Annotated in this window: 22 protein-coding genes; 13 read left to right on the top strand and 9 right to left on the bottom strand. The window is 36.0% G+C overall.

What is annotated here, in order from left to right; genetic code table 11:
* Positions 1–13 precede the first annotated feature (13 nt).
* Positions 14–940 carry an acyltransferase gene (locus B9T24_RS09830; protein ID WP_086165596.1) on the bottom strand — a complete coding sequence of 309 codons (927 nt, stop codon included), beginning with the start codon at positions 938–940 and terminating at the stop codon, positions 14–16.
* Positions 941–1,185: 245 nt separating this feature from the next.
* Between B9T24_RS09830 and B9T24_RS09825 the strand changes: the two genes are divergently transcribed.
* The 9 genes from B9T24_RS09825 to B9T24_RS09785 all read left to right on the top strand — a co-directional run bounded on the left by B9T24_RS09825 (position 1,186) and on the right by B9T24_RS09785 (position 10,682).
* Complete coding sequence (locus B9T24_RS09825; RefSeq protein ID WP_086165595.1) at positions 1,186–1,818, top strand: OmpA family protein; 633 nt, start codon at positions 1,186–1,188, stop codon at positions 1,816–1,818.
* A 124-nt stretch (positions 1,819–1,942) separates the two neighbouring features.
* Complete coding sequence (gene rep, locus B9T24_RS09820) at positions 1,943–3,982, top strand: DNA helicase Rep (RefSeq protein WP_086165594.1); 2,040 nt, start codon at positions 1,943–1,945, stop codon at positions 3,980–3,982.
* Positions 3,983–4,017: 35 nt separating this feature from the next.
* Complete coding sequence (gene dut, locus B9T24_RS09815) at positions 4,018–4,470, top strand: dUTP diphosphatase (protein ID WP_086165593.1); 453 nt, start codon at positions 4,018–4,020, stop codon at positions 4,468–4,470.
* Positions 4,471–4,898: 428 nt separating this feature from the next.
* Positions 4,899–6,323, top strand: a complete 1,425-nt coding sequence (locus B9T24_RS09810) for a phosphomannomutase/phosphoglucomutase (RefSeq protein WP_086165592.1) — start codon at positions 4,899–4,901, stop codon at positions 6,321–6,323.
* A 10-nt stretch (positions 6,324–6,333) separates the two neighbouring features.
* Positions 6,334–7,233 carry an acetylglutamate kinase gene (gene argB, locus B9T24_RS09805; RefSeq protein ID WP_086165591.1) on the top strand — a complete coding sequence of 300 codons (900 nt, stop codon included), beginning with the start codon at positions 6,334–6,336 and terminating at the stop codon, positions 7,231–7,233.
* Positions 7,234–7,428: 195 nt separating this feature from the next.
* Positions 7,429–8,277, top strand: a complete 849-nt coding sequence (locus tag B9T24_RS09800) for a class II glutamine amidotransferase (protein WP_004648040.1) — start codon at positions 7,429–7,431, stop codon at positions 8,275–8,277.
* A 404-nt stretch (positions 8,278–8,681) separates the two neighbouring features.
* Positions 8,682–9,137, top strand: coding sequence for a bacteriohemerythrin (locus tag B9T24_RS09795; RefSeq protein ID WP_004648042.1), 456 nt, complete (start codon positions 8,682–8,684; stop codon positions 9,135–9,137).
* Between the two features lie 139 nt (positions 9,138–9,276).
* Positions 9,277–10,359, top strand: a complete 1,083-nt coding sequence (locus B9T24_RS09790; protein WP_086165590.1) for a hypothetical protein — start codon at positions 9,277–9,279, stop codon at positions 10,357–10,359.
* A complete protein-coding gene (locus tag B9T24_RS09785) occupies positions 10,359–10,682 on the top strand; it encodes an RnfH family protein (protein WP_086165589.1) in 324 nt (107 codons plus the stop codon). The genes B9T24_RS09790 and B9T24_RS09785 overlap by 1 nt, the downstream gene beginning before the upstream one ends.
* Before the next feature lie 45 nt (positions 10,683–10,727).
* Here B9T24_RS09785 and B9T24_RS09780 read toward each other — a convergent pair whose 3' ends face one another.
* Positions 10,728–11,126: an outer membrane protein assembly factor BamE gene (locus B9T24_RS09780; protein ID WP_004648045.1), complete on the bottom strand. Its 399-nt coding sequence runs from the start codon at positions 11,124–11,126 to the stop codon at positions 10,728–10,730.
* A gap of 112 nt (positions 11,127–11,238) precedes the next feature.
* Here B9T24_RS09780 and fur point away from each other — a divergent pair, with 112 nt between their 5' ends.
* On the top strand, positions 11,239–11,676 hold the full coding sequence (fur, locus tag B9T24_RS09775; protein WP_004648046.1) for a ferric iron uptake transcriptional regulator: 438 nt from the start codon (positions 11,239–11,241) through the stop codon (positions 11,674–11,676).
* 367 nt (positions 11,677–12,043) lie between these two features.
* Positions 12,044–12,649, top strand: a complete 606-nt coding sequence (locus B9T24_RS09770; RefSeq protein WP_086165588.1) for an HAD family hydrolase — start codon at positions 12,044–12,046, stop codon at positions 12,647–12,649.
* Between the two features lie 316 nt (positions 12,650–12,965).
* On the opposite strand, the gene B9T24_RS09765 is transcribed toward B9T24_RS09770, so the two are convergent.
* From B9T24_RS09765 to B9T24_RS09735, 7 genes are all read right to left on the bottom strand, one after another.
* On the bottom strand, positions 12,966–16,229 hold the full coding sequence (locus B9T24_RS09765; protein WP_086165587.1) for a DEAD/DEAH box helicase: 3,264 nt from the start codon (positions 16,227–16,229) through the stop codon (positions 12,966–12,968).
* Positions 16,230–16,258: 29 nt separating this feature from the next.
* On the bottom strand, positions 16,259–19,750 hold the full coding sequence (locus tag B9T24_RS09760; RefSeq protein ID WP_086165586.1) for a DEAD/DEAH box helicase family protein: 3,492 nt from the start codon (positions 19,748–19,750) through the stop codon (positions 16,259–16,261).
* An 18-nt stretch (positions 19,751–19,768) separates the two neighbouring features.
* Positions 19,769–20,956, bottom strand: a complete 1,188-nt coding sequence (locus B9T24_RS09755) for a restriction endonuclease subunit S (RefSeq protein ID WP_086165585.1) — start codon at positions 20,954–20,956, stop codon at positions 19,769–19,771.
* Complete coding sequence (locus B9T24_RS09750; RefSeq protein WP_086165584.1) at positions 20,953–22,434, bottom strand: type I restriction-modification system subunit M; 1,482 nt, start codon at positions 22,432–22,434, stop codon at positions 20,953–20,955. The genes B9T24_RS09755 and B9T24_RS09750 overlap by 4 nt, the downstream gene beginning before the upstream one ends.
* A 135-nt stretch (positions 22,435–22,569) precedes the next feature.
* Positions 22,570–23,844: an HsdM family class I SAM-dependent methyltransferase gene (locus B9T24_RS09745; protein WP_086165583.1), complete on the bottom strand. Its 1,275-nt coding sequence runs from the start codon at positions 23,842–23,844 to the stop codon at positions 22,570–22,572.
* A gap of 14 nt (positions 23,845–23,858) precedes the next feature.
* Positions 23,859–24,449: a restriction endonuclease subunit S gene (locus tag B9T24_RS09740; RefSeq protein WP_086165582.1), complete on the bottom strand. Its 591-nt coding sequence runs from the start codon at positions 24,447–24,449 to the stop codon at positions 23,859–23,861.
* Positions 24,450–24,628: 179 nt separating this feature from the next.
* Positions 24,629–24,835 carry a helix-turn-helix domain-containing protein gene (locus B9T24_RS09735; protein ID WP_086165581.1) on the bottom strand — a complete coding sequence of 69 codons (207 nt, stop codon included), beginning with the start codon at positions 24,833–24,835 and terminating at the stop codon, positions 24,629–24,631.
* A gap of 94 nt (positions 24,836–24,929) precedes the next feature.
* On the opposite strand from B9T24_RS09735, the gene B9T24_RS09730 reads away from it, so the two are divergent.
* Positions 24,930–25,409, top strand: coding sequence for a hypothetical protein (locus B9T24_RS09730; protein ID WP_086165580.1), 480 nt, complete (start codon positions 24,930–24,932; stop codon positions 25,407–25,409).
* A 119-nt stretch (positions 25,410–25,528) separates the two neighbouring features.
* Entirely contained in the window at positions 25,529–25,723 is a 195-nt protein-coding gene (locus tag B9T24_RS09725; protein ID WP_086165579.1) for a DNA-binding protein, read from the top strand.
* The last annotated feature ends 127 nt before the right edge of the window (positions 25,724–25,850 follow it).

Raw genomic sequence — 25,850 nt, 5'->3', positions numbered from 1 at the left:
AGGCTTTGCCAATTTAGGCTTGGGTGGTTTGATATTGCTGTTTCATGTGTTCAATTAGCTGATCTTTTTCAGTCCATAATTCATCGACCCAGTGTTGAAAGCGTTCACGGTAGGCAGCATCATCTTCATAATTACCTGCTAATACCCAAGGGGGAATGTTGATTTTACGCAGATTGACTGCAATACGATTGACATCGCCTAACCAAAAATCACCATAACCGGGTGCGCCATCAGGATAAACAATTGTCATATCAACCAGAGCATCAATTTTGTCACCCAAAATATTTAAAGCTAAAGCTAAGCCGCCTGCTTTGGCTTTAAGTAGATGTTTATACGGTGATTGCTGCTTGGCATGTTTTTCTGGGGTAAAACGTGTACCTTCTAAATAATTCAGTAAGGTAAAAGGTTGACTGAGTAATTGTTCACAGGCTTTGCGTGATTCTTCCAGATCGCGTGTTTTAAGTTCGGGATTGGCTGCAATCTGTTCTTTGGAATGACGTTTCATCATTGGGAAGCCTAAAATTTTAAAGGCGGGTCCAATGAACGGAATAAAGATCAGTTCCCACTTGGTAAAGAAACGTGTCAGTGGCATACGCGTTAAGCCAAAATATTGATTGACTGTGGTATCGACCCAACTTTGATGATTACAGGTCATCAGGTAACGCCCTTGCATGCTCAGCTCTAAATCATCATCAATGCTAATGTCCCATTTCAAATGGGGTAACACATGATCAATTAGCCAATTGTTGACACTTAACCAACTGTTGGTAATTTGAATATTGGTTTCATCAACTTTACGCGATTTTTTGACGAATTTTGTTAGGCCGAGTGCAAGAACAGGCGGGCCATGAAAAAAGGTACTTCCTGTAATGACCGATCCAACAGTTAGTCCTCGAGATATTTTTTTTAATAGAGGTTGTTTCTTAATTTGCGATGACATATAAAACAGTCCTAAAATAAAGTCGCTTAATCTTTTTTTCATCTTTTAATATAATTGTAGAATTTGAAATAAAAAAGCCTATTCATGCAACTATGAAGAAATTGTGATTAAGTCACCAGCTACACTCACATAAAATATTACAAAATGTAACTAATGATTGTGTTATTTACAAAAAATCAATGGTATGCCGATTTTTTTTAATTCATCATTCCACCATACAACAAAACACAAGAAGGAGGCATGCGATGCGTGCACTAGTTATTTCAGCTGTAGTTGGGGCCTTGGCACTTTCGGGTTGTCAAAATATGGAATATGACAAAGCTGCCATTGGTACGGGTATTGGTGCTTTATTGGGTGCAGGACTTGCATATTCTAATGCTGACAAAGATAAAATGGGTCAAGCAGCAGCGATTGGTGCAGTTGTGGGCGGTGGTGCGGGTTTACTTCTTGATAAGAAAGAAAAACGTCTTCGTCAAGAGTTGGCTGGTACTGGTGTTGATGTAGGCCGTAATCCAGATGGTTCAATTAATCTTGTTATGCCAAGCGTAACATTTGCAACCAATTCGTCTATGATTCAAGCACAGTTCCAATCTGCTTTAAATGACGTTGCTAAAGTTCTTCGTGAAGATGGTACTTCAAGCAAACTGGCTTTGGTTATTCATGGTCATACAGACAATACGGGTAGTGATGCAATCAATAACCCATTGTCTCAAAACCGTGCGAACTCTGTGAAAAACTACTTAGCTTCACAAGGTATTTCAAGTTCACGTATGACTGCACGTGGTTATGGTTCATCTTCTCCAATTGCTGATAACTCAACAGCTGCTGGTCGTGAACAAAACCGTCGCGTAGAGATTTCTGTTTACGAAACTAAATAAGTTTCGTTTACTCATAAAAACCACCTTCGGGTGGTTTTTTTATGAATGTCAAATTTGTATTTCAGGTTATGCAAGCGTGGCTCAGATGACTATAATCTAGCTCGAATCAAAACGAGGAAATACTATGTCGTCGGCAAGTCAACTCAATGACAAGCAACTTGAAGCCATGAAATATACTCAAGGACCCTTGTTAGTACTTGCAGGGGCAGGTTCGGGTAAAACATCTGTGATTACACGGAAGGTTGCGCATTTGGTGCAGAACTGCGGTATTCCTGCGCATCGTATTACAGCCATGACTTTTACCAATAAAGCTGCACGTGAAATGAAAGAACGTGTCGGGAAGTTATTATCTCGTGAGGAAGCCAAAGGGCTTTCAGTTTCGACTTTCCATACTTTTGGTTTGAATTTACTGCGTTTGGAACTTAAACATACGCCGTTAAAAAATAATTTTTCCATTTTAGATGCCGATGATTGTAAGCGCATTTTGATGGACTTAATGCACCGCGATAATTTATCGGGAGCAGAAAGCAAAGAACTGATTGCTAAGGCAATGAAAATGATTTCGGATTGGAAAAATGATTTGATTCCACCCGAACAAGCACATACCACGTGTGAAACAGCAGATGATGTACAGTTTGCGCATTTGTATCAACTGTATGAGCGTAATTTACGTGCTTATAATGCGGTCGATTTTGACGATTTGATCGTCATGCCAACCCGTTTATTACAAGACAATGCTGAAGTCCGCGACAAATGGCAAAACCGTGTGCGTTATCTACTGGTCGATGAATATCAAGATACCAATACGGCCCAGTATATTTTGGTGAAACTGCTGGTCGGTGTGATGGGACAATTCACTGCCGTAGGTGATGATGACCAATCGATTTATGCGTGGCGTGGTGCGAAGCCTGAAAATATGGCGCTGTTAAAGGACGATTTTCCGAATTTAAAAGTGGTTAAGCTTGAGCAAAATTATCGTTCAACCAGTCGTATTCTTAAAGCGGCTAATACGGTGATTGGTAATAATCCACATCTTTTTGATAAAAAACTGTGGTCAGATAAGGGCCATGGTGAAGTGATTCGCGTGATTACCTGTCGTAATGACGATGATGAAGCGGAACGTGTGGTGAAAGATCTGATTACCCATAAACTGATGAATGGTAAAAATTGGAAAGATTATGCGATTTTATATCGGGGTAATTTCCAAGCACGGGTTTTAGAAACTCAGCTACGTCAAATGCAAATTCCGTATAAATTGTCAGGCGGTCAGTCGTTCTTTGGTCGTGCTGAAATTAAAGACATTATGAGTTATTTGCGCATTATCATTAATCCAGAAGATGACAGTGCATTCTTACGGATTATCAATACGCCAAAACGTGCGATTGGCCCTGTGACTTTAGAAAAGTTAGGATTATTTGCACAAGAAAATCATTTGTCGTTATTAACCGCAGCGGGTGATCAGCGCTTGACGATGGTGATGCCTAAAAAGGCCACCACTCAACTTGCTGAGTTTGCCGATTTTATTGGTAACTTTACCCGTAACTTAACAGAAGATGATGAGCCTGTTCCGATCATTCGTCAGATGATGCATGAAGCAGGCTATATCGATTACATCAAAGAGCAAGCCGCAACACCTGCGCAAGAGAAAACCAAACTAGATAACATTGAAGTGCTCTATAGCAGTATCCAAAGTTTGATTAATCGTGCTGAAGATGTTGATGAAAAAAACATTGAAAGCGTGATTCGCAAGATGGTGTTGCTGGATATGTTGGAGCAACAACAAGAAGAAGAAGATACCGACAAGGTCAATCTGTTGACGCTACATGCCGCGAAAGGGCTTGAGTTTCCTTATGTGTATATGATTGGTTTGGAAGAGGAGCTGTTACCGCATAAGAATTCGATTGCCGCAGAAACTGTTGAAGAAGAACGCCGTTTAATGTACGTGGGGATTACGCGTGCACGACAAGGCTTAACCATGACGTTGGCAGAACAGCGTAAAAATGGTGGTCAAATGAAGCAAATGACCCCAAGTCGTTTCCTTGATGAGTTACCTCAAGATGACTTGGACTGGCTAGGTCGTAAGAAAAAATTGGCAGGCAATATTGATCCCAAATTGCAAGCACAGCATTATCTCGAAAATTTACGTGCGCTGATCAAGCGTTAATTTACTCTTTAAACCATGCAATTAGGAAAGAACAGATGAAAGTTCAAGTGAAAGTACTCGATACACGTTTAGGTAATGAATGGCCTATGCCAACCTATGCGACTTCGGGTTCGGCAGGTTTAGACTTGCGTGCTTGTGTACATGAAGCGACTATCATTGAACCCGGTCAAACGGTATTGGTTAAAACAGGTTTGGCCATTTATATTGAAGATACTCACTTTGCAGGTTTGATTTTACCGCGTTCAGGTTTAGGTCATAAACATGGCATTGTTTTAGGTAATTTGGTGGGTTTAATTGATTCAGATTACCAAGGTGAGTTGATGGTATCGGTTTGGAATCGTAGTCAAACAGCATTTACTTTAGAACCGGGTGAGCGTTTGGCACAATATGTTCTTGTTCCTGTGGTCCATGCTGAATTTGAACAAGTGCAAGAGTTTGCTGCAACAGAACGTGGTGCAGGTGGTTTTGGTCACACGGGTCAAGGCTAAAAATTAGATTTACTTTAAAAATGAATGACCTGATAAATAAATAACCCGATTATTTTTTTATCAGGTTCGAGGATTGATGTACTTTGATTTAAAATAAATTTAATAATAAAAATCACAGTAAACAGGGATTTAAAATATTGTCATTCATGATATTAATGGTGTGGTTTTTTATTTGATTGTAAATCATTATTTTGATTTAAAAGGATATTTATTTTTTGATTTGAAAATAAAAACAATTGATTTATTTTTCAAGTAAATATAACTTTTTAAAGTTTTATAAATATTTTTACCATTGATAAAAAGCATGGAATGCTTTTAAAATGTTGCTCTTCTCATTTTAAATGATTTACTGCTTGTGAACTTTGACCTAAATAAAGCATTCCATATTTTATTTATTTTATGGGCTACGGTAAGTAGAAGAAATAACTATGAATTTTAAAAATAAAAAATTTCCATCACAAATTTTTCGTGCCTATGATATTCGTGGAAATATCTCTCTTTTGACCCCTGAACTTGTGAAAGCGATTGCTTATGGGTTGGTTACTCAATATCAGCAAGCAGGACAGACTCAACTTGCAATTGGTTATGACGCACGTTTAACCAGTCCTGAGTATGCAGAAATAATACGGCAGGTGTGTGAAGAAAATCAAATTCAGGCAACCATCTTAGGTTGTTGTTCGACACCATTATTATATTTTATTGCCCGTCAATTTGACGGTAATGGAATTATGCTAACCGCAAGTCATAACCCAAAAGGGGACAATGGCATTAAATGGATTATTCAGCATGAACCGCCAAGTCCAGACATGATTCAACATGTTGCGATTAGTGCGACGCATGTTTTTGATCCAACACAAAAAGTAAGCATTAAGTCTGTGCAACATGAAATTGTTATTCAATATTGTCTCGAGTATCAACATGCGTTATTGCAAGATATTCAGTTAAAACGTCCGTTTAAAGTGGTGCTCGATGGATTAAATGGTTCGGCTGGGCGCTGTGCGGCTTTGGTGTTAAAAAAAATGGGCTGTGATGTCATCGAAATCCGTTGTAACGCGAATGGTCATTTTCCAGATCATGCACCAGATCCATCCCAAGAAAAGCATTTGGTCGAATTAAGAAAAACGGTGCTTGAGCAACAGGCTGATATTGGGATTGCACTCGATGGTGATGGCGACCGTTTGGTTTTGATTGATGAATGTGGAACGATTATTTCAGCAGATCGCTTACTGTCTTTATTTGCTGAAATATGTTTAAAAACCCATCCAGGGCACGAGGTTGTCTTTGATGTGAAATGTTCGACTATGGTGAAAAATACGGTTTGTCGCTTGGGCGGACAGGCGAAAATGATTCGTACGGGGAGTTCTTTTTTAAGAACTTACATCGCGCAGTCCAAAGGTCGTGCCATTTTTGGAGGCGAATACTCAGGTCATTATGTGTTTAATGACGGACGTGGTTTTGGCTATGATGATGGCTTATATGCAGGTTTACGTGTGCTTGAATATTTGAGTCAACAGCCTGATTTAACCTTATCAAAGGCATTAAAAATTTATCCTGAACGCTATTGTACTGAAGATACCTATATTAGTACCCATAGTGAAGTACCTGCTGCCGTATTGCATGATGTTGAGATTAAAAGTCATGATTTTGGCGCACAATTAAGTAAAATTGATGGTATACGACTTGATTTTGAAGATGGTTTTGGCATTATTCGAGCATCGAATACTGGTGAATATTTTACAGTGCGCTTTGATGCAGACAATCCTGTAAGATTAAACGCGATTCGAGATACATTTGTTTCCATGTTAAGTGACCGATATCCAAAAATCGCACAAGACATTTTAGATGCTCAATAAGGAGAGGCGAATGCCACATCAACACACTGGCATCGGCAAAGCACAAATTTTGACTGAAGCTTTGCCGTACATTCAACGTTTTGCAGGTAAGACGCTAGTAGTGAAATATGGTGGCAACGCAATGACCGATCCAGAGCTTGAAAGCTCTTTTGCACGTGACATTGTCTTGTTGAAGACTGTGGGTTTAAATCCCATTGTGGTGCATGGTGGTGGTCCACAAGTCGATTCTTTTTTAAAACAATTGGGGCGTGAATCTGATCGTATTGATGGTATGCGTGTAACTGATCCTGCGACCATGGAAGTGGTTGAAATGGTTTTGGGGGGGAGCGTCAATAAATCGATCGTGAATCTGATTAATCAACATGGTGGTCGTGCGATTGGTTTAACCGGTAAAGATGGTAATTTGCTTCGTGCACAAAAATTGTTGATGGAAAAAATTGCTGAAGATGGCACAGTAACACAGATTGATTTGGGTCTAGTGGGTGAAGTCGTTGGTGTGAAAACTGACGTACTTGAAATGTTCACGAACAGCGATTTCATTCCTGTGATTGCACCGCTTGGCGTAGATGATGAGGGAAATACCTATAACATCAATGCAGATTTGGTTGCAGGTAAAGTTGCAGAAGCACTTGGTGCGGAAAAACTAATTCTATTGACCAATATTACGGGTGTGCTGGATGAGAATAAAAATTTGCTCACAGGCTTAACCACGCAAGAAGTTGATCGTTTAATTGAAACAGGTGTGATTTACGGTGGCATGATTCCTAAAGTGGGATGTGCGCTTGATGCGGTGAAAGGTGGTGTGGTGAGTGCGCACATTGTTGATGGTCGTGTCCCTCATGCAACTTTGCTTGAGATTTTCACCGATCATGGTGTAGGGACGTTAATTACCAATCGTGCCAAGCAATAAATAAATGATTAAAAAGCCTCTTTATGAGGCTTTTTATTTGCATATAGTGTCCCGCCTTGAAATAAAGCTGCATATTGGACGCTGATTATTGAATTAATACATAAAATAGTTATGGGTATTCTAAATTGAGATTTGCAACCCTATCTCGAGTCATGCAAAATAGAAAAATCATATATTTACCGTTTGATTAAGACTATGTGCCAGTTGCTCGGAATGAATTGTGCTACGCCAACAGATGTAACTTTCTCATTTCGTGGTTTTTCTCAACGTGCGGGTATTACCTCAGACCATTGTGATGGTTTTGGTATCGCTTTTTTTGAAGATAAAGCCTGTCGACTTTTTGTCGATAACCAATCGGCAGTCGAATCTCCGATTGCGGAATTGGTCCGTAATTATCCGATTAAGTCACGTAATGTGATTGCACATATCCGCAAAGCAACGCAAGGCAAAATTAGCCTAGAAAATTCGCATCCATTTAGTCGTGAACTTTGGGGAAGGCAATGGATTTTTGCCCACAATGGCGATTTGCATGGCTTCAATCCCGCTTTATCAGGACGTTTTACGCCCGTTGGTAATACCGACAGTGAACGTGCTTTCTGTTTTTTACTCGATCAATTGGTCAATAAGTTTGGTTATCATGAACCGAAGCTTGAGCAAATTTTTGCTTTGTTGGCGGAAGTCTCGCCGAAAATAGCAGAGCACGGTACTTTTAATTTTTGTTTGTCTAATGGTCAGGCCTTATTTACCTATGCAATTACTAAATTGCATTGGTTGGTCCGAGAGTATCCATTTAAACCTGCGCAATTGATTGATCTCGATGTCGAAGTCGATTTTAGTCAAGTCACTACACCTGAGGATAGGGTTGCGGTGATTACCACCGAGCCTTTAACCCAAAATGAAAAATGGACTGCGTTTGAACCTGGCGAGATGATTTTATTTCAGTATGGACAGCCAATTTTGAAACAGCAAACCCATGTTGAACGCTTAGAACGTGAAAAATTAAATCCAGCGTTAAAACGTATAACCAAAGCAGACCAATATTAGAGTATAAAAATAATTGGTATGAATTTGTAGCAATACTGGTTTAATATTTTTATCGCATTTTTAATGGGTAAAATATTTTAAAATTATTTTTATTAAAATATAACAGAGTTATAATTTTTTATTTTAAAGTACATGGGAACGGATTATTCTCCACCCCATTTAATCGTTACTGTGATTTATTCAATAATAACCCCAGTTTTACTGGATTATTCAGGGCGATATTGGTTAAAAAATACTTGATCTTTTTGATTGGTATTAATTATAAAAATAATATATATCATGTGGTTATCTTGTTTTTAGAGCTTAAAGCTTAAAACCAACCATTTTGGTTCATTTTTATTTGTTTAAAATCAATATATTATATATTTATGTGATTAGTCGTATATATTTTATAGGGGGTCGTAATGAAAATGAAATGGGTTCCAGAATATAATACTGGTATCGATGTGATTGACGATCAACACAAACGAATTCTTGATTATATCAATGAGATTGATGATTTTTCTCATCATACCAATCGTGAGCGTATTAAACAAATTCTTGATAATATCATTGACTATACTCAATCACATTTTACCTTTGAAGAATCCTTACAAGAAGAAGCGGGTTATAAATATCGCGTACCGCATAAACGTGTACATGATTTATTTATTAAAAAAATTGAATCTTATCGTGATCGTTTTGAAATGGGACAGGCGATTGAAGGTGAATTACATGAAGTGCTGTCAAAATGGTTAATTAACCATATTCAGCACGATGATGCCGATTATGTCGGGGCGGTAAAAGAAAATATGATGGGGATTATTAAAGAAAAAGAACAGAAAAAAGGTAAAAACTGGTTTTCTCGTTTCTTTTCATAAAAAGAGAAAGAGCTAAAAACAATTAAAAGTAAGCATAATTTTGCGCTGCAAATCATTAGCAATAATGGTTTGCTTTTTCTTTTTGATTTTCCCCCATGACAAAGGCAAAATAGCGGAAGACTTTTTTTAGGATCGCATCATGCAGGACAATGCTATGTCACGATGGCTATCACCGCTGATGGCATTTTGTTTATCTTTTATCATCATTGCCACATTAGCACCGATTGTTGGAATTCAGGTTGATCGTCAACTTGATTTTTGGTTGTTATGGTTAGGGACAATGCTTATTTTAGCGTTACCTATCTGTTATTTAGAAATTGCCTTAGCCAAGCGTTCAAAAACCACGGCTCTAAATGCATTATCAAGTTTAACGCGTGATGCGGATGTTTCTCAAAAATGGCGTTTAGTCGGTTGGCTGGCCGTTGTTTTTATCCCTTTTTTAGCAGGGGGGATGCTGTCTAACGCAAGTCAATTATTGGGGCATTTTGCCTTCAATGGGATTGCGCCAAATTTATTATTCGTGGGCTTAGCTATTGTTGCTCTTGCACTTTCCTTTGCACCTCGAAAGATTATTGTTGGGTTAAGTGTTGTTGCGGTGTTGGCTTCTTTGATAATCGCCAATATTTTGGGAACTGCATTACCTGCTTGGCATGTGACCGCTGTTGCATTTAGTGAGTGGGGCAATGCTACAGTTTTAGCATTGGTTGCCAGTGGACTCGGAATGGGCTTGTATTGGCAAAGTAGTTTGCCTGCGATTCATCAACAAGAGGTTGCAAGCCAAACTGCATTACCCATCTGGATTGCGCAATTATGCGCTGTGATTGCATTTGCTTTTTTTGCAGCAAATAATGAAATTCCAAGTTTTACTTTTGTCGTTGCTGTGGTGAGTGTATCGGCACTATTACTGAATATGGCACGTGAGCAACTCTTACAGCGTCAATTAAATATCGCGATTCAATGGCTGGTCATATTAGCTGCGGTATTTATTTGGGCGATTCCTGCAATCAGTCCCATTTTTAATACACTACTGATGCTTTGGGGCTTGGTCATTTGTTTAATCTATGCTGTTTTTGCAGGATGGATCATGAAAATTAGTCATCTACGGAAGTCGATGAACTTCAGTAATGAGTTATTTTATAACCTGTGGCGTATTGCGGTGCGTGTGGTGCTGCCTGTATCGATTATCTTGGCGATCATCTCGATTATTGGACAATTGCTCTAATGAGTGAGATACCACAGGTTTGGGTGGCATACGTTGCCCAAGATCAGCAGTTTTTGATCGCTGTTCCTTTTCAACAGGGCATGACAGCATTAGATGCAATTGAGCAAAGTGGGATTCGGGCGCAGACCGATTTACCCGAATCACTTGCTTTGGGAATCTTTGGGGTGCGATTGCAAGATCCAGATCAAAGATTACAGGTCGGTGATCGGGTCGAAATTTATCGAGCACTGACCATTAATCCACAGGATATTCGTCGGAAACGTGCTGCAGAAAATCCAGTCGGACGTTATTGCCGCGGAAATCGCTTTAAACAATTGAAGTGATAATAAAAACCCCTCATTGAGGGGTTTATTTTTATTTTAAAGCGTCTATAGTGGAGGCGCATTTAGAATCGCTTCTTTTGATCCTGGTAAGCCGGGTTGAGATTCTGGGATTGTTTCCAAGCCTTCAATCTTTTGTACCGTGCCAGTTTGATCGAAGTAAATTCTTAAGTGTTGACCGTGTGCTGCTGGGATTTTGGCTTTTTTAGCATACGTCCCTGGTATATAGTTGTAGATGTAGTCCCAACGTAAAGGATTCATTGGATCTGATACTGTAGGGCTACCGAGCAAAAAGCGAACTTGTTGGTGGCTCATACCGACTTGGATTTTTGAAGCTTGTGCTTGAGTTAAGGGTGTTCCTTGAGGAATATCAACTTTATAAACGCCCAAGGTCGAACAGCCTGCGAGCAGTGAAGTGACGAACAACGTCAACATGATTTTTTGCATTTTGCTACACTATCCCAAATTAATTATGATGCATTTGATCCACGGATAGATCATACTGCATCTAAACTTTGTTGCATATTCCAACTTTAAATTTGTTGAGAGACCTTTTTACATGCCTATTTCAAATCAAGATTTACGCAAAGCTGGACTTAAAGTTACGCTTCCACGAATTAAAATATTGGAATTATTAGAAAATTCAAGACAACACCATTTAAGCGCAGAAGACATTTATAAAACTTTACTCGAACAGGGCGAAGATGTCGGTTTAGCAACTGTGTATCGTGTGTTAACACAATTTGAAGCTGCGGGTATTATCCAGCGTCATCATTTTGAAAATAATCATTCAGTTTTTGAAATTATGCAAGAAGATCACCATGATCATATTGTTTGTCAAAACTGTAACAAAGTGGTTGAATTCACTAATGATGTGATTGAACATCAACAGCATGAAGTGGCTGAGAAATATGGTTTCACTTTAACGGGTCACTCGTTAAACCTTTACGGTTACTGTGATTCACAAGAATGCCAAGATGCATACCGTAAAAAATAATACGGTGTAATCTCAGTATAAAAAACAGGCTTCAAATGTTATTACTAGTACTTGTAAGTATATAAAACATATCAAATAGACTCCCTAGAGAGTCTATTTGAACTCAACTATAGTGTTTTAAATTTGGTTATTTCTAGTTGAAGTTATATAAGACATATAAAAGTTTTTATGTTTCTTAACCTGTCTTGAAATTCAAGACTCCCAACTTATTTTTTATTTTAAAGCTTTTACGACTACCAATAGATTAAGCAATATTTATGTCTCAACCATAAGCTAAAGTCGCTGGATTAGATTGCAAATGTGGTTGTCTCAAAAATAAGATATCGACTAAACTGGTTTTAATCATTACATTCGTTATTAGTCTATTATGAATCCTCCTAAAGTAATTGTTTTTGATGCCTTTGGAACGCTTGTACAAATTGGTCAAAGCAAATCCCCGTATCGTAAGTTAATGAAATGGCTTAAGGAGGGTGGTAGAAAACCTAGTTTAAAAGATGCCAATATTATTATGTCTAATGATGTTGATATTGAACAATTGGCTAAACTTTTTGGGAAAGAAATCCCAAAGCAATTATTTCAAGAAATAGAAGAAGATATTGATTTTGAACTGAATACAATTGAGCTGTATAAAGATACTATTCCAACACTTCAAAAGCTAAAGAGTCTTGGTTTTAAATTAGCGTTATGTTCAAATTTGGCAAAGCCTTATGGTGAGAAACTAAAAGCGATACTTCCAAGCACATTTGATGCAGTTTTTCTAAGTTATGAGGTTGGTGCGATAAAGCCTGAAAAGCATATTTATGAAGCAATACTAAAACAATTCTCCTGTCAAATGTGTGATGTACTCTTTGTTGGTGATCATCCGATTTTAGATGTTGAAGTACCAATTTCTTTAGGTATGTCAGCAAGGTTAATAGAACGAAATAAAAAACAAAATCTCAGTAATGTGCTGAACGGTCTAACATTTGATTAGAACATCTATTTGTATATATCAGTAATTATCCTCCACGAATTCTATTTAAGAGTAGTCCACTGGATTCACTTAAAAGTATATAAAATTTGACTACAGATCTTGAATATATCTCTTTGTAATAAAGGCTGGTAAGCAGTTATAGTGTTTTATTGACAGGCTCTTTAACTTAGACTGCATATTCCTATGTAAATGGACACTAAGTGATATGAGAAGATGAACAGCAATTCTTATCTAACTTGGACAATTAAGAACAATACGGTATTCATCTACTCTTTAACTTATTTTTCAGAACAAAGTACATTGTATAAAAGTAATATTACTCGTTAACAATCACTTTAAGATCAATATCTGCAACTTCTTTAAGGTAATTTTCAGTTACTCCTAACAAAGTCATAATTGAATCAGTAGTCACTTGCTTTGATAAACTTGGCTGAACAATGAACACTTCAAAGCTCATCGGTTTTTGATTTTTTGCTATTCTTAAAAGCCTTTCAATATCTTCTCTTGATCCTTTTTCAATACGACTGCGAGAAACTCCATTTTTCTTTTTCTCTTCTCTACGTAACAAGTGTTGAAAAAACTCTAACCCACTTTTATGTTTCCAATGAATAGACTTTTGTGCCTGACCACAGACTTCATAAAAATTATCGACTCTAGCACTGACAACCCCATCTTTAGCAAACTTTAAATGGTAAAACTGCACATTGATGGCATCCATAGTCTCTTTTATTGTAATGATATCTGCTATTTCTCCTGAATAATCATCATCATAAATAATATCAAAATCTAGTTGTTGCAAAACTTGAAGAACTTTATATTGAATAGAATTCATTTGAATTGGATTAACACCTTGAGCTTCTTTACTTAAATCAACATTATCCCATTTCCAAGAAATTAGTGATTCAACTGGGTATGGGCGTATAACAGATTTTATTTCTACGAATTCATTACCCTCTAGTGATGAACCATCTGCAAACCAAACAATAGGAGGATTACTGTTTAAATAATCCTCTAAGCTGTAGATTTTATTTCCAATTTTTATTTGTGCATTTTCAGAATCTACTTTAGATACACGAAAATCAGGAATGCTATTGGCATTTTGATCTGTGACTTCTAATAAAATTTTATTAAATTTATAACTCTTTAATGGTGTGATAATTTCAAAACTAATACCATTATTTACATCATAATCTATAAGTTTTATCTCACAAAAAGCAATATTAGTATCTTCATTTGTATCTCTGATACTCATTTTAAACTCAGTGTTTAAATAAAAACTACCATTCCAATCAATATGAGTTGGTTGAATATCTGGAATTTTACTTATACATTCAGGAATCAATGTGTGTTTAAGTAGTTGATTTGGATCAATAGAAGGATCTATTAATTTTTCGCCAATTGTATTGCACCATTTAATAAATTCTTTGATATCATTTTTTAGATAACTCCATATACGACCTTTATAAGAACAACCTAACGTTATTTTTTTACCCTCATTATATCCAGTACCAAAGACAAATGCTTTTTCTCCTCTTTGCTGTTCTGCAATAGACAATGCATCTTGAATATCAGTTCCGACTTTCATTGAAAAACGAATTTTTCTATTCAAATATTCCTTTAGTCCAACATTTTGTAAAGATACTCTTTTAATTTCATGGAAACTTTTAAAAACAGCAAGTTTGTCTATCAAAGTTGCATTTCCATATAAAACAGCATTAGCTAATTCATGATATAGACTGCTTTTATCTGAACTATGAATAAAAAGTAACTTATTTTGTTCATCATAATAAATGACATAAAGAGTCCAATCTAAACCATAAACTTCTTTATAGTTAACCCATTCAATTTCAGATTTTGAAGCTGTAATAATTACGGCTGTTTTTGCATCATTATTGATGTCATGAAATTTATACTCAAAATCCTCATATCCTTTGATACCTTTTTTAAATCGAGAAAGATTAAAGGAATTTCCATTATTTTTATATACAACAGTACTTAGAGCAAATCTAATATTTTGAAAAGGAATCTTAGAATTTTCTAAGTTTTGAAATCCTTTGATAAAATCTCCAAGGTCAATCTGATTATTAATTTTCCCGCTACTTAGATTAGATAACAGTAAGTTCCAATCAGAATCTTGGGCATATAGCTCACTTAATTCATTTTCCGTTTCTGCTATAGCAATATTAGCGATAAAGGTCGCATTTCCTAAAGTTGAATCTATTGATGTTCTAGTAAATCTACCAGCGAATTGTAATGTAATAGGTAGGCTTTTTCTAATGTCATGAAATGCTGCAATTTTTAATTGGGGAAGATCAAACCCTTCACCTAACATATTTACTGCAACAATGATTTTGTGCTCTTTTTTTACTATAGCTTCAAGAATTTCTTTCTTCTTTGGAATACCTGAATAAACTAATATCGGATTCAAATCGGTAAATTGCTTATAGCATTCAAAGACTTCATTGGCTCTTGTTTTATCCGCACATCTTGCCATTAAAATATGATCAAATCCTTGAGATAAATCTTCTCTTAAAGTTTCAACAGCTTGTAGGGCAATCAATTGATCAGCTTTTTTAAGATCATATTCACGAATAGATTTAAATTGAATTGGTTTAAAGTATCCTTGTTCTTGAGCTTTTTTTAGACTGAAATTATAGATAATTTTGCCATCTAAACGTTTTCTATCATTTCTAAATGGAGTTGCTGTAAATTGTAAAATTTTTTGCTTATCAAAAGCATTACTAACCGTTTTCCATGTCTCAGCTTCTACATGATGCGCTTCATCAATAAAAATATTGCTCACTTTTTCATTAATTTGATCCAAAACCTCAGTATGGTTATTTGTTAAAACATTCATAGTCGTAACAATTACATCACTAGAATCAATAAAATTACTTAATTCTTCAAGAGTTTTAAAATTTTCATACCAAATTCCTACTTTAGGGTTTAATACATCTTCATTTACTATCCCCAATTTTTTTAACAAACCTAATTTGATAAATTTCTTATAAATTTGCTCTCGTAAAGCATCAGACGGTACTGCAACAATAGTTTTACCTAATTTATTTGAGATCAATGTTGAGAGCATCGTTTCTGTCTTACCGGTTCCAGTAGGCATAACTACTGTCCCAATAAGATCTTCTTTACTCTTTAGATGGCTTAAAATTGAATAAAGAGCTGCAATTTGAGGTTCACGTAGCCCATAAGAATTTGTTGCAGAATTTTCTTCTTTGAAAGTGAAATTGTTTTCCCAAGAACTAATAATTTCTCTACTACTATAATTTCTTAACTTTGGATGTTTTACCCAATTTTTTAATTCTGTCTTTCCCTGTGAAAAATTACTTTCATTAAACTTAAGGCTGGAATGTATTATGTAATCAAATTCAAAATTTTCTATATTTTTGTTCGAACTTATAAGAATATTTATACCTTGAACTTGGATTACATCATAACTTCGATTTGACTCTATCCATGTAAAATTAGTATCAGTACTCTCAATAATTAAATGCTCTACTTTATTTTTGCATCCTAGATTTTTGAAAACTATTTCTTTCAACTCAGGTAATTTAATTTGATTCATTTTTATTCCAATAATTATCTACTATAAAATCAAGCCACTGCACTCTGATTAAATGCCTCAACAACCCCAATAATATTGTCAGCATCCTTTCCATTAAATACACCATCAAGCCCCTCATAATGTATTTGACTAAATGGTGGCTCATAAAGTTGGGTAGCCTGCATTACACCTCGTTTGGTTAGGTGCTCCATAATCATTTCAACAAAACGGATTTGATTTGCATTGTAGGTCGTACCAACTAAAAATTTAGAAAAAGCATCTTTTACAGCAATAGAGTCTAAACCAACTAAAGAACGTATGAACTGAGGTAAGCTAATGCCTAATCCAAAGCATTTCTCAAACTTATCTTTGCTTTCAACTTCCTGTGCATCAAATATGAACCGTTCAAGCTCAGTCAAATCAGTCGGAGTAAGCTGTAAACCTTTCTTTAATTTAGCAATCGTAATGTGATTTTCATTGGCTTTAATGAAGCTTTCTACACGTTTACGATACTGAGCAATATTCACGCCACTGGCAACAATCGGAATATTAACTTCTGTGGCAGTACCTAGCTCATCTTCGAGCATGGTATAGACTACCGTAGACGATGTTTTCTCTATAAGTTTGACTAAGCCTCTGATTCGTTTACGCATCGATTCTAAAATAGGTAAAGTAATATCCACCCAATACTCTGGTGATTGAATTTCTTGGATCAGTGCTATATGAGGAGCAACCACTGGAATATTAGATTTGGTTTCAAGCTGTGTGGAAATCTGAATCACTCGATTAGCATATGCCTCTAAAGCTTTAGAATTTTTTTCTAATACTGCCAATTCAATGTTGTAGCAGAGCATATCAAAGAGTTTTGCTTCAATGGTTTCTTTAGGAAGTTCATTAGGTAAACGAGAAATATGTTCTCGCAATGTTCCCATTGCAAGGTCATCAAGGTTTTCCCAAGCTTCAGCAGTTTTAAACTTTTCAACATGCTCAAGCTCAGTTTTAACAATGAAATTCTCTTGATTCATTGCTGCGACTTCAGTTCGTAAGCCTTCACATAGATCAGTCTGAACAGCATTTAAATCTTTGCTTTGCTGTTCATTGAGCTGATTTTTTTGTTTATAGTCTGGTGCTTTTAACAGACTCATAATATTTAATCGTGCTTTAAACAGACGCTGTCCAATCGGCTCTACTGTACTGCCTATTGCACCTTTCGGATTAATTTCAAAATATTCAAAGTTAGAGCAATAGTCGAAAATATAAAACTCAGATTTATTTGATTCTGGTGCAAATAAATTTTCACACAGTCGAGTGCCTCGACCAATCATTTGCATGAACTTTACTTTAGAGCGTATCGCTTTAAAGAACACTAGATTAACCACTTCAGGCACATCGATGCCTGTATCCAGCATATCGACAGAAATGGCAATTTGTGGCTCAGCTAAATCTTTTTTACTAAAATCATCAATGACACTTTGCGCATATTTTGTTGCGTGGGTAATGATCCGTGCAAACTTCCCATTATATTGCGGATAGCTCAGATTGAATCGTTCCGCAATAAATTCGGCATGTTTTTGATTCACCGCAAAGATAATGGTTTTACCCAGTACATCACCACCTTCAACTTTTATGCCATTTTCCATGAGGTGTTTTAGCATCTTGTCTACGGTATCTGTATTAAACAATTGCTTATTGATCTTTGATGCTGAAACTTCTTCAGGTGCTTCTTGATCGCCCCAATCTGTATTTTCCCAATGTTCCTTTTCTTGATCTGACAATTCGCTGTACTTAATGCCTTCACGCATGAATTTTAACGGTACAGAAAAGGCTTTAGGCGGTACAAGAAAGCCATCGGCAATAGCTTGATCTAAGTCGTAGTAATGCGTTGGCACACCTGTTTCAAGTCCAAACAAGGCATAGGTGTCACGATCAACTTCATCGCGTGGGGTAGCCGTGAGACCGACCAATAAGCTGTCAAAATATTTAAAAATTTCACCGTACTTTTGATAAACGCTACGATGCGCTTCATCAATAATAATGAGGTCAAATGTGCCTGTACCGTACTTACGTGTGCCATCTTCATTGAGCTGATCAATCAAGCCAATCATGGTTTGATAGGTACAGGTATTGATACGCCCAATTTCGCCTTTACTGTCAATTAAATTAAAAACAGATGCACCAGATTTAAAAAACTTAGCAAACTCTCGTGTTGCTTGATTGACCAATGAATTGCGGTCTGCAAGGAACAGGACTCGTTGCACGACATTGGCCCGCATTAAAACATCCACTAAAGCAATAGCAGTACGAGTTTTACCTGTACCTGTTGCCATAATCAGTAAGCCTGCACGTTTCTTTTGTTGAAATTCGGCAAGAATCGATTTAATAGCTGTAGTTTGATAATAGCGTTCGACCATCGTTTCATTAATCGGGAAGCTACTTAAATCAGGATTATTCTTACGTCTTTCAATCAGGCGTTTCAGCTCAGCCTGAGTATAAAAACCTTGTACCAAACGTGATGGACCACCTTGTATGTCATTCCAAATATGAGTCTGGTAGCCATTACTATAGAAAATCACAGGGCGTTGTCCCGTGGCTTGCTCTAAGCAGTCTGCATAGAGCTTGGCTTGCTGTTCTCCCATCTTTGGGCTAGCGGTGGTACGTTTTGCTTCAACCAGTGCAAGTGGCAAGCCATCGGCATCGTAGAGCACGTAATCGACAAAACCCTCGCCCGATACACTTGGCATACCTGTCACAGGCACTTCAAGTTTTACCGTATTACCAATTTCCCAACCTGCTTCCTCAAGCATTAAATCGATGAGATAAGTTCGGGTATCCGCTTCGTTGTAGTCGTACGTGTCTGGAATCGCATTATTGGCAACTTTGGCTTGTTCAACTTGTTGACGTTTTAGCGCAAGTTCAGCATCAATATTGGCAAGTAATTTTTCACGTTCTTCTAGGCTTGCAGAAAGTTCAAACAGTTTTTGTTCTTGTTGTTTGAGTGCCTGATGCTTTTCTGCAAGTTGCTTTTCAAACATTTCGGTTTGCTTTTGCAGTTGCTCACGATCTGCTCTTATAGATGAGTCTGCTTTTATAGATTGGTCAGCATTGCCATTTGGAATGAGATTTGGATTAAATAATATCTGTTGTGAACGATCTTTGGCGACTGCGCCATAGGTACGTTCAAACCAAATATAGACCATAAACAGTTCGCTGATGGTCTTTACAGCATCTTCTGTTTTGAGGCTATTGAATTTTTTACCGTGTACGGCATTGTTGCCTGCCATACGAATCACATCCATTTTACTGAGGATGTAAGGCGGTATAATTTCTTGGAATTTGGGCTGATTAATTAAATTGTGTAGTGAGGCATCGAATGGTTGTGTGAGTTTTTTATCGTATTTATACAGCCAAAATACAAGGCTCTCTAAAGATTGCCTTGCACACATCAATGCAGCTTGAGGGTAAATATAAACAAGCTTTTCAGCCCCTATAGCGGTTTCTGCCAAAGCAGGAAATGCTGATTCCAGAAACTGAAAATTGCTCATTTACATACCCTCAATATTTTATAAAGTTCCGCTAAATGCTTTGTTTTGTATTGATTTAAATAGTTTTTCTAAAGTATCAGAAGATTGTTTATAAATCTCAATTTCTGACCATAATTTTGTTGAAATTTCAGCAAATTTTTCTTGAAGTTCTTTGGGGGGTAAAGGCATTTTTAGCTCATTCAACTTACCTTTAGAAATATTTTTCATTGATCCACTTGTACCACTTGAAAGCTTTGACAACTCATTTCTAAATTCTGTATTTTTAAATAAGTCCCATAGATATAGTTTATTTACTTTGGCTTCATCAGAAATTGAAAACTTCCATAACTTATCAGGTAGTACAATATTATCGGGTGTTTGCCAAATGTATGCCGTAGCGGCAACCAGTTCCGTAGTATTCGCTCGACTAAATAGTAAATCACCTTTTTTAACAATTGCTAAATTATTAGGAACAAATCCATTTGGTGCAATTTTACTTTCAGATGATTTATAGACTTTTGAAGTCACTGCACTAACTTTAAGAATTTTATAAGGAGAGTCACTCTCATCAGGGCATTCTACATTTTTACCGCCAATAAATTCATCGACAATGTTACCAACCTTTACGATATTCCAACCTTTAGGATTACTTACAGGATCACCAAACATATCAATAAACGTGGCTTGTAAAAGCTGATCTAACTTTGCAATCGCTTGCTGACGTTTTTGGCGTAGCTCGTCCACTTTATCTAAAATAGAGGCAATTCGGCGTTGCTCTGAAAGTGGTGGGAGTGGGATTTCTAAATCTTTGATTATTCCTTGAGAAATATTAGGTTGACCACCACCAACTCGGCGACTTAAAAGATAAGGTTTTGATGCTTCCAAAAATCTATATAAATAATTTACATCACAAATATTTTCATCAGGCAAAATATTACAAATCGCTTGGTTTGTTGTTGCATCAAAAGTTAATTGAGAAACTTCCCCAACAGTTGCACCATACATTGCTATTAACAATGATCCTTTTGCAACTAATTTAGCAGATGATTTCTCTATAGCTAAATCAGTTATATATTCCTCTATTTCTGTAATATAACGATTTTTCAACTCACCTGATTTAACCCAAGGAATTGTACCATTTTCAAAAAAATTATTATTTGAGCGAGAAGGTGTACCACCACTACCTGTTTTACAAAATGTACTTAATTTTTGAACAGGAATTGTCATTTTAACAACCCCTTAAGCTCATTTATTCCATTCAGAATGTCCTGCTCAAGAGCTTCTAAATCCGCCAAAATTTTACTTGGTACTTCATATTCAACATGGTCATACACCACTTCCTTATAACGGTTAATCGATAAGTCATAACCATTAGCAGCAATATCCGCTTTATCCACCAAGAAACTTTGTTCTGTTGCCGTGCGATCTTTTTCAGCCGCTAAATTTTGAAAACGAGCAAGAATGTCGGGAATATTATTATTGTCATGCTTAGATGCATCAAGCTCATTACGCTTATCATCTAGCGAAAAACCATCGGCTTGCATGTCATAAAACCAAACTTTTTCCGTACCGCCAGACATGGTTTTGGTAAAAATCATAATGGCCGTAGAAACCCCTGCATAAGGCTTAAACACACCAGAAGGCATAGAAATAATCGCTTCTAACTGTTGCTCTTCTACAATTTTTTGACGTAAAGCTTTATGTGCCGTTGATGAACCAAATAACACGCCATCGGGCACAATCACCGCAGCACGACCACCTGTTTTCAGTAAGCGTAAAAACAAGGCTAAGAATAACAATTCAGTCTTTTTCGTTTTAACAATCGATTGAATATTTTTGGCACAGGCTTCTGCATCTAAACTTCCTGCAAAAGGTGGATTTGCCAGAATAAGGCTATATTTACTGTCAATGTGAGAATGAGCTTCGCTTAAAGAATCACGGTTTTCAATAGAAGGGTTTTCTACACCGTGTAGCATCATGTTCATTGAACCAATACGAAGCATGGTGCTGTCAAAGTCATAACCAAAGAACGTTTCTTCACTAAAACGCTTGGTCGTTTCAGGTGAAGCAAAAATCTCTGAACTATGATGCTCATTTAAGTATTCACTAGCAGCCACCAAAAAGCCTGCCGTACCACATGCAGGGTCACAAATCGTATCGGTTGGTTTCGGTTGCATTAAATCTACAATCATTTTGATGATATGGCGAGGTGTACGGAACTGACCGTTTTGACCTGCTGATGCAATTTTACCAAGCATATATTCGTAAATATCACCTTTGGTATCTTTATCATCCATCGGCACATCAGCCAACAAATCGACCACTTTGGTTAAAAGTGCAGGCGTTGGAATAGTAAAACGAGCATCTTTCATGTGATGGCTATAAGTACTATTTTCTTCGCTACCAATGTTTTTAATAAATGGGAATACTTGTGAGCTGACAAGCTCATATAACTGAGCAGGATCACCTAAAGTAATGAATTTAGACCAGCGTAAAGCATCTTGCTCAACTGTAAAAATTGGATGCTCAATCTCTAGTTTTAAACGATTGGCTTTTCTTTCTTTAGCAATTTGAATTTCGTCCAAGCGACGAATGAATAGCAAAAAAGTCATTTGTTCCATGACTTCTAATGGATTGGAAATACCACCACTCCAAAACGCATTCCAAATATGGTCAATTTTGCTTTTAATTTCGCCTGTAATCATTACATTTTCTCTATTTCATTTATTCAGATTATGCTAAACAGTGATCTTTTATTCCATAATGGTTGTTTGTAAAAAGATCACTTATAGCTACCTGATATTTCATTAAATTTTTCAACTAAAACATCAAAAAATGGTCTAGGTGTTTTCTGTTCTAGTAGTTGTTTTAACTAACGCATTAAACCTTTCCTGAGCTTTATGGTATTGCTGCTGTACATCTTTTAATATTTGAAGCTCGTGTTGTAAATCTACTTCTTCAATATTGATTGCAGCTGTGAAGTATTCGGCACAATGTAAGCTGTAATTTTTCTCCTTAACTTCCTGTATCGAAACCAATTTTGAAATAGTTTCGTCCTCTTTCAGACCAAGCATTAGGCATTTAATTTGAGCACTGTCATCCGTTGTAAATGTTAATCGAGCAGCTTTACGTTGTCCAAAGCCACGAGCATCTAGCATGCGAATTCCTTTCATCTGTTTTGATTTATTTAAAATCAAGACACATGTTTCAATATTCATCGAATTCCACATACCTGCTGGTAACAGAATGACTGATTCTACTAAATCACGTTCTATTAACTGCTCACGAAGCAAAGCATCATATCCACCACGAAATAACCAGCCAGTGCTAAGGACTAAGTAGGCTTTACCCGTATCATTTAATTGATAAAGCGCTTGCTGAATCCATAAGCTATCACTACCACTAGATGGAATTCTTGCCTTAATAAAAAATTGCTTTAGATAGGCATTATGCTCGACTAATATTTCTGATACTCGTACGCCAAAAGGTGGTGTACAAATCACAATATCTACCTGATGGGATTGTTCATCATTTTGTAAAGTATTTTGTAGAGCAAAACTTACATCTTGTTCAGTAAAGCTAAATAAAGTTTCAGCCAAGCCCAAAGTTCGTGCATTAATATCTCTGAGAATATTTTTCTTTGCACCTAATGATTGTGCGATAGTACCTAATCCACATGCACCGTCATACAAGACTTTATCGCTAGCATCTTCAACAATATCCTTAAATAAATTCACAATATTTTTTGATGCCATATACTCTGAACTTTTATAATTAGTATGAGTAAAAAGTAGTTCCTGAAGTAGGTTTAAGACTTCCATACCATAACTATGTTCATCATCGATTTCATTTTTCATCTCCATGAAAAAAAAGAAAATTTCTCGCAAAAAAACTTGTGCAATTTTTGGAATATGTAGATTGAACCACTGCATTTGATTATGATATACATATTCTCCAATATAATTGACAATCTCACTTTGAGGTAAATCTAAAATGTTCTTAGTTTGGGTCAAATCTGTTTTCACAATCTGAGCGCAGACTGCGAATAACTGTAAGCTATCTTCAAACGATACTTCTGTTAGAAGTGATTGATTTAATTTTTTAAAGTTTTGCATTTTTAAATCCTCTATTACTTCATTAGTGTTTGATATAAAGCTTCTGTAGTTTTGACTTGTTGAATTTTTAGAGTCTCAAGTGAAAGCATTGTTTCATTATGAGCATGAAAAATTTCTGCTATTTTTACCTGTTGAGGCATCGGTGGCACATTAATTTCAATATCCTTCAATGTACTTGCTGGAATATGCTGGATTGTTGCCCCTTTACTTAAGTTTTTAAGCATGGCTTGACCGTACTGACTATTTAAAAAAGTCACTAAAACCTCAGACAAAATTTTGTCTTGATTAGGTTGAATAACTAAGCAAGTTGCAGGTGCAAAAACTTTTTCACATTCCAGCCCATCGGTAACAAGAGCAGCTCGAAGATTTGTACCTTTTGAAAGGAAAACGATATCACCCACCTTAAGCTGCTTGCGTGTAGCTAAAGACTGTTCAACAAAAACTGATTTAGCACCTAATAAATTGATAAGTCCATTTTCACCAATGTTATGTCCTATGAGAAGGTGACCTTCTTTAAGATTATTGTTGGCATTCTGAATATCCTCAAAACGATTTATGCCTACAGAAATATCCTCGATCATGTCTGAAATTCTAAATAGTTTCATATTACACTCCAAATAGTTTTAGTAAAAATATTTTCTTGTTGAGTGGAAGATATACTGATTGCGATCTTACGTCAATGGTTTTGTGTAAACCTTTTTTATATTTTTATAAAAAATATTTACGGTGGAGATAAGGTTAATTTCATATATGTTTTAGGCTTTAATTAAGAACGGTCTTATTTTTATGGAATCAATTTTTTCGCATCTACATCTAACGCAGTTGCTATTTCATACAGTTTTTCTATGGTTATATTCACTTCACCTCGTTCAATTCTCCCTAAATAGCTACGATCTATGTCGCAGATTAAAGCTAATTTTTCCTGACTAATTTTTTTCTTGAGTCTAGCATTGCGTACTAACTGACCAATTACTACAGATAAATCTGACATTTGATTTCATTTGTTCAAATATCAGAACTATCACTATTTGAGGACTATACATCCACGGACTATAATCCTCTTTTTGGTGTTGGGCAGTTAAGTAGTGAAGAAAAACGTTAAATTACCTCTATATGATGAATTCTTAGAAATTTTTGATAACTATCAAATCAATAATTGGCGGGCAAGACACTTTTGGGAAAAAATAAAACTTGAGGACTGCTATAGAACTAAATGGTACAAAAGCCAAATGTATGCTGGTTTGAAAGTACTTTTAGAGTGTAAGTATTTGGAAGTTGACGAAGAAAAATCAACAAAAACCTCATTCAGTTATAAGGAAACTCCTCGTTTAAATGAACTCAGAGATCGACATAAGAAACAAAAACTTGAAAGATTTTTTAATACTAAAAAGCTAGAGTTGTCAGGTCGAATAAAAGACAAAGAAAATAATATTAATTTTATAAAATCACTGTTAGAAGATGATAAAACATTAGAAAAATATTTTATTAGCCATAAAGAAAAACTAGAGAATGATATTAAAAACATTAATTCAAATATTAAATTAATGGATAATATTTTAAATTAAAAACTTTATAATAATAAAAATAATCGAATAAAAACATAATATTAAATTAATGTTTTTCTACTTGACTCAGTAGAAATGTTTATATATTTTTCATCTAATTTCCTTCAAATTGATCCAATATGGTTAAGTCTATTCAGCAAATAAAAAATGAATTTCATTCAAAAGGAATTACATTTTCAGACTGGGCTAAAGAGAATAATTTTTCACCTGAACTTGTTTATAGAGTTTTAAAAATGAATCGGGTTCCAGTGCGTGGGGAAAGTCATAAAATTGCAATTAAACTAGGAATTAAGGAGCAAAAAAATATGGATTAATTCATTTAATTTTTCTTTTTTAATATACAGAAAGTATAAAGACCCATACGCTAGCGCATGAGTCCTTATAGATTTGTCTTTTACTTGGTCGTGCAAGACATCCATTCTAGTGAACATTGGTTTATTT

The organism is Acinetobacter sp. ANC 4654 (assembly GCF_002135425.1).
Lineage (GTDB): Bacteria > Pseudomonadota > Gammaproteobacteria > Pseudomonadales > Moraxellaceae > Acinetobacter > Acinetobacter kyonggiensis.
This window is presented reverse-complemented; position numbering and strand designations above follow the sequence as displayed.

Excerpts from the sequence above, each read along its gene's own strand:
- B9T24_RS09825 (WP_086165595.1), top strand. The coding sequence starts at position 1,186 with ATGCGTGCACTAGTTATTTCAGCTGTAGTTGGGGCCTTGGCACTTTCG.
- B9T24_RS09750 (WP_086165584.1), bottom strand. The coding sequence starts at position 22,434 with ATGATTACAGGCGAAATTAAAAGCAAAATTGACCATATTTGGAATGCG.
- B9T24_RS09725 (WP_086165579.1), top strand. The coding sequence starts at position 25,529 with ATGGTTAAGTCTATTCAGCAAATAAAAAATGAATTTCATTCAAAAGGA.
- rep (WP_086165594.1), top strand. The coding sequence starts at position 1,943 with ATGTCGTCGGCAAGTCAACTCAATGACAAGCAACTTGAAGCCATGAAA.
- B9T24_RS09780 (WP_004648045.1), bottom strand. The coding sequence starts at position 11,126 with ATGCAAAAAATCATGTTGACGTTGTTCGTCACTTCACTGCTCGCAGGC.
- fur (WP_004648046.1), top strand. The coding sequence starts at position 11,239 with ATGCCTATTTCAAATCAAGATTTACGCAAAGCTGGACTTAAAGTTACG.
- argB (WP_086165591.1), top strand. The coding sequence starts at position 6,334 with ATGCCACATCAACACACTGGCATCGGCAAAGCACAAATTTTGACTGAA.
- B9T24_RS09765 (WP_086165587.1), bottom strand. The coding sequence starts at position 16,229 with ATGAATCAAATTAAATTACCTGAGTTGAAAGAAATAGTTTTCAAAAAT.
- B9T24_RS09790 (WP_086165590.1), top strand. The coding sequence starts at position 9,277 with ATGCAGGACAATGCTATGTCACGATGGCTATCACCGCTGATGGCATTT.
- B9T24_RS09740 (WP_086165582.1), bottom strand. The coding sequence starts at position 24,449 with ATGAAACTATTTAGAATTTCAGACATGATCGAGGATATTTCTGTAGGC.
- B9T24_RS09770 (WP_086165588.1), top strand. The coding sequence starts at position 12,044 with ATGAATCCTCCTAAAGTAATTGTTTTTGATGCCTTTGGAACGCTTGTA.
- B9T24_RS09745 (WP_086165583.1), bottom strand. The coding sequence starts at position 23,844 with ATGCAAAACTTTAAAAAATTAAATCAATCACTTCTAACAGAAGTATCG.
- B9T24_RS09755 (WP_086165585.1), bottom strand. The coding sequence starts at position 20,956 with ATGACAATTCCTGTTCAAAAATTAAGTACATTTTGTAAAACAGGTAGT.
- B9T24_RS09760 (WP_086165586.1), bottom strand. The coding sequence starts at position 19,750 with ATGAGCAATTTTCAGTTTCTGGAATCAGCATTTCCTGCTTTGGCAGAA.
- B9T24_RS09785 (WP_086165589.1), top strand. The coding sequence starts at position 10,359 with ATGAGTGAGATACCACAGGTTTGGGTGGCATACGTTGCCCAAGATCAG.
- B9T24_RS09735 (WP_086165581.1), bottom strand. The coding sequence starts at position 24,835 with ATGTCAGATTTATCTGTAGTAATTGGTCAGTTAGTACGCAATGCTAGA.
- B9T24_RS09810 (WP_086165592.1), top strand. The coding sequence starts at position 4,899 with ATGAATTTTAAAAATAAAAAATTTCCATCACAAATTTTTCGTGCCTAT.
- B9T24_RS09800 (WP_004648040.1), top strand. The coding sequence starts at position 7,429 with ATGTGCCAGTTGCTCGGAATGAATTGTGCTACGCCAACAGATGTAACT.
- B9T24_RS09830 (WP_086165596.1), bottom strand. The coding sequence starts at position 940 with ATGTCATCGCAAATTAAGAAACAACCTCTATTAAAAAAAATATCTCGA.
- B9T24_RS09795 (WP_004648042.1), top strand. The coding sequence starts at position 8,682 with ATGAAAATGAAATGGGTTCCAGAATATAATACTGGTATCGATGTGATT.
- dut (WP_086165593.1), top strand. The coding sequence starts at position 4,018 with ATGAAAGTTCAAGTGAAAGTACTCGATACACGTTTAGGTAATGAATGG.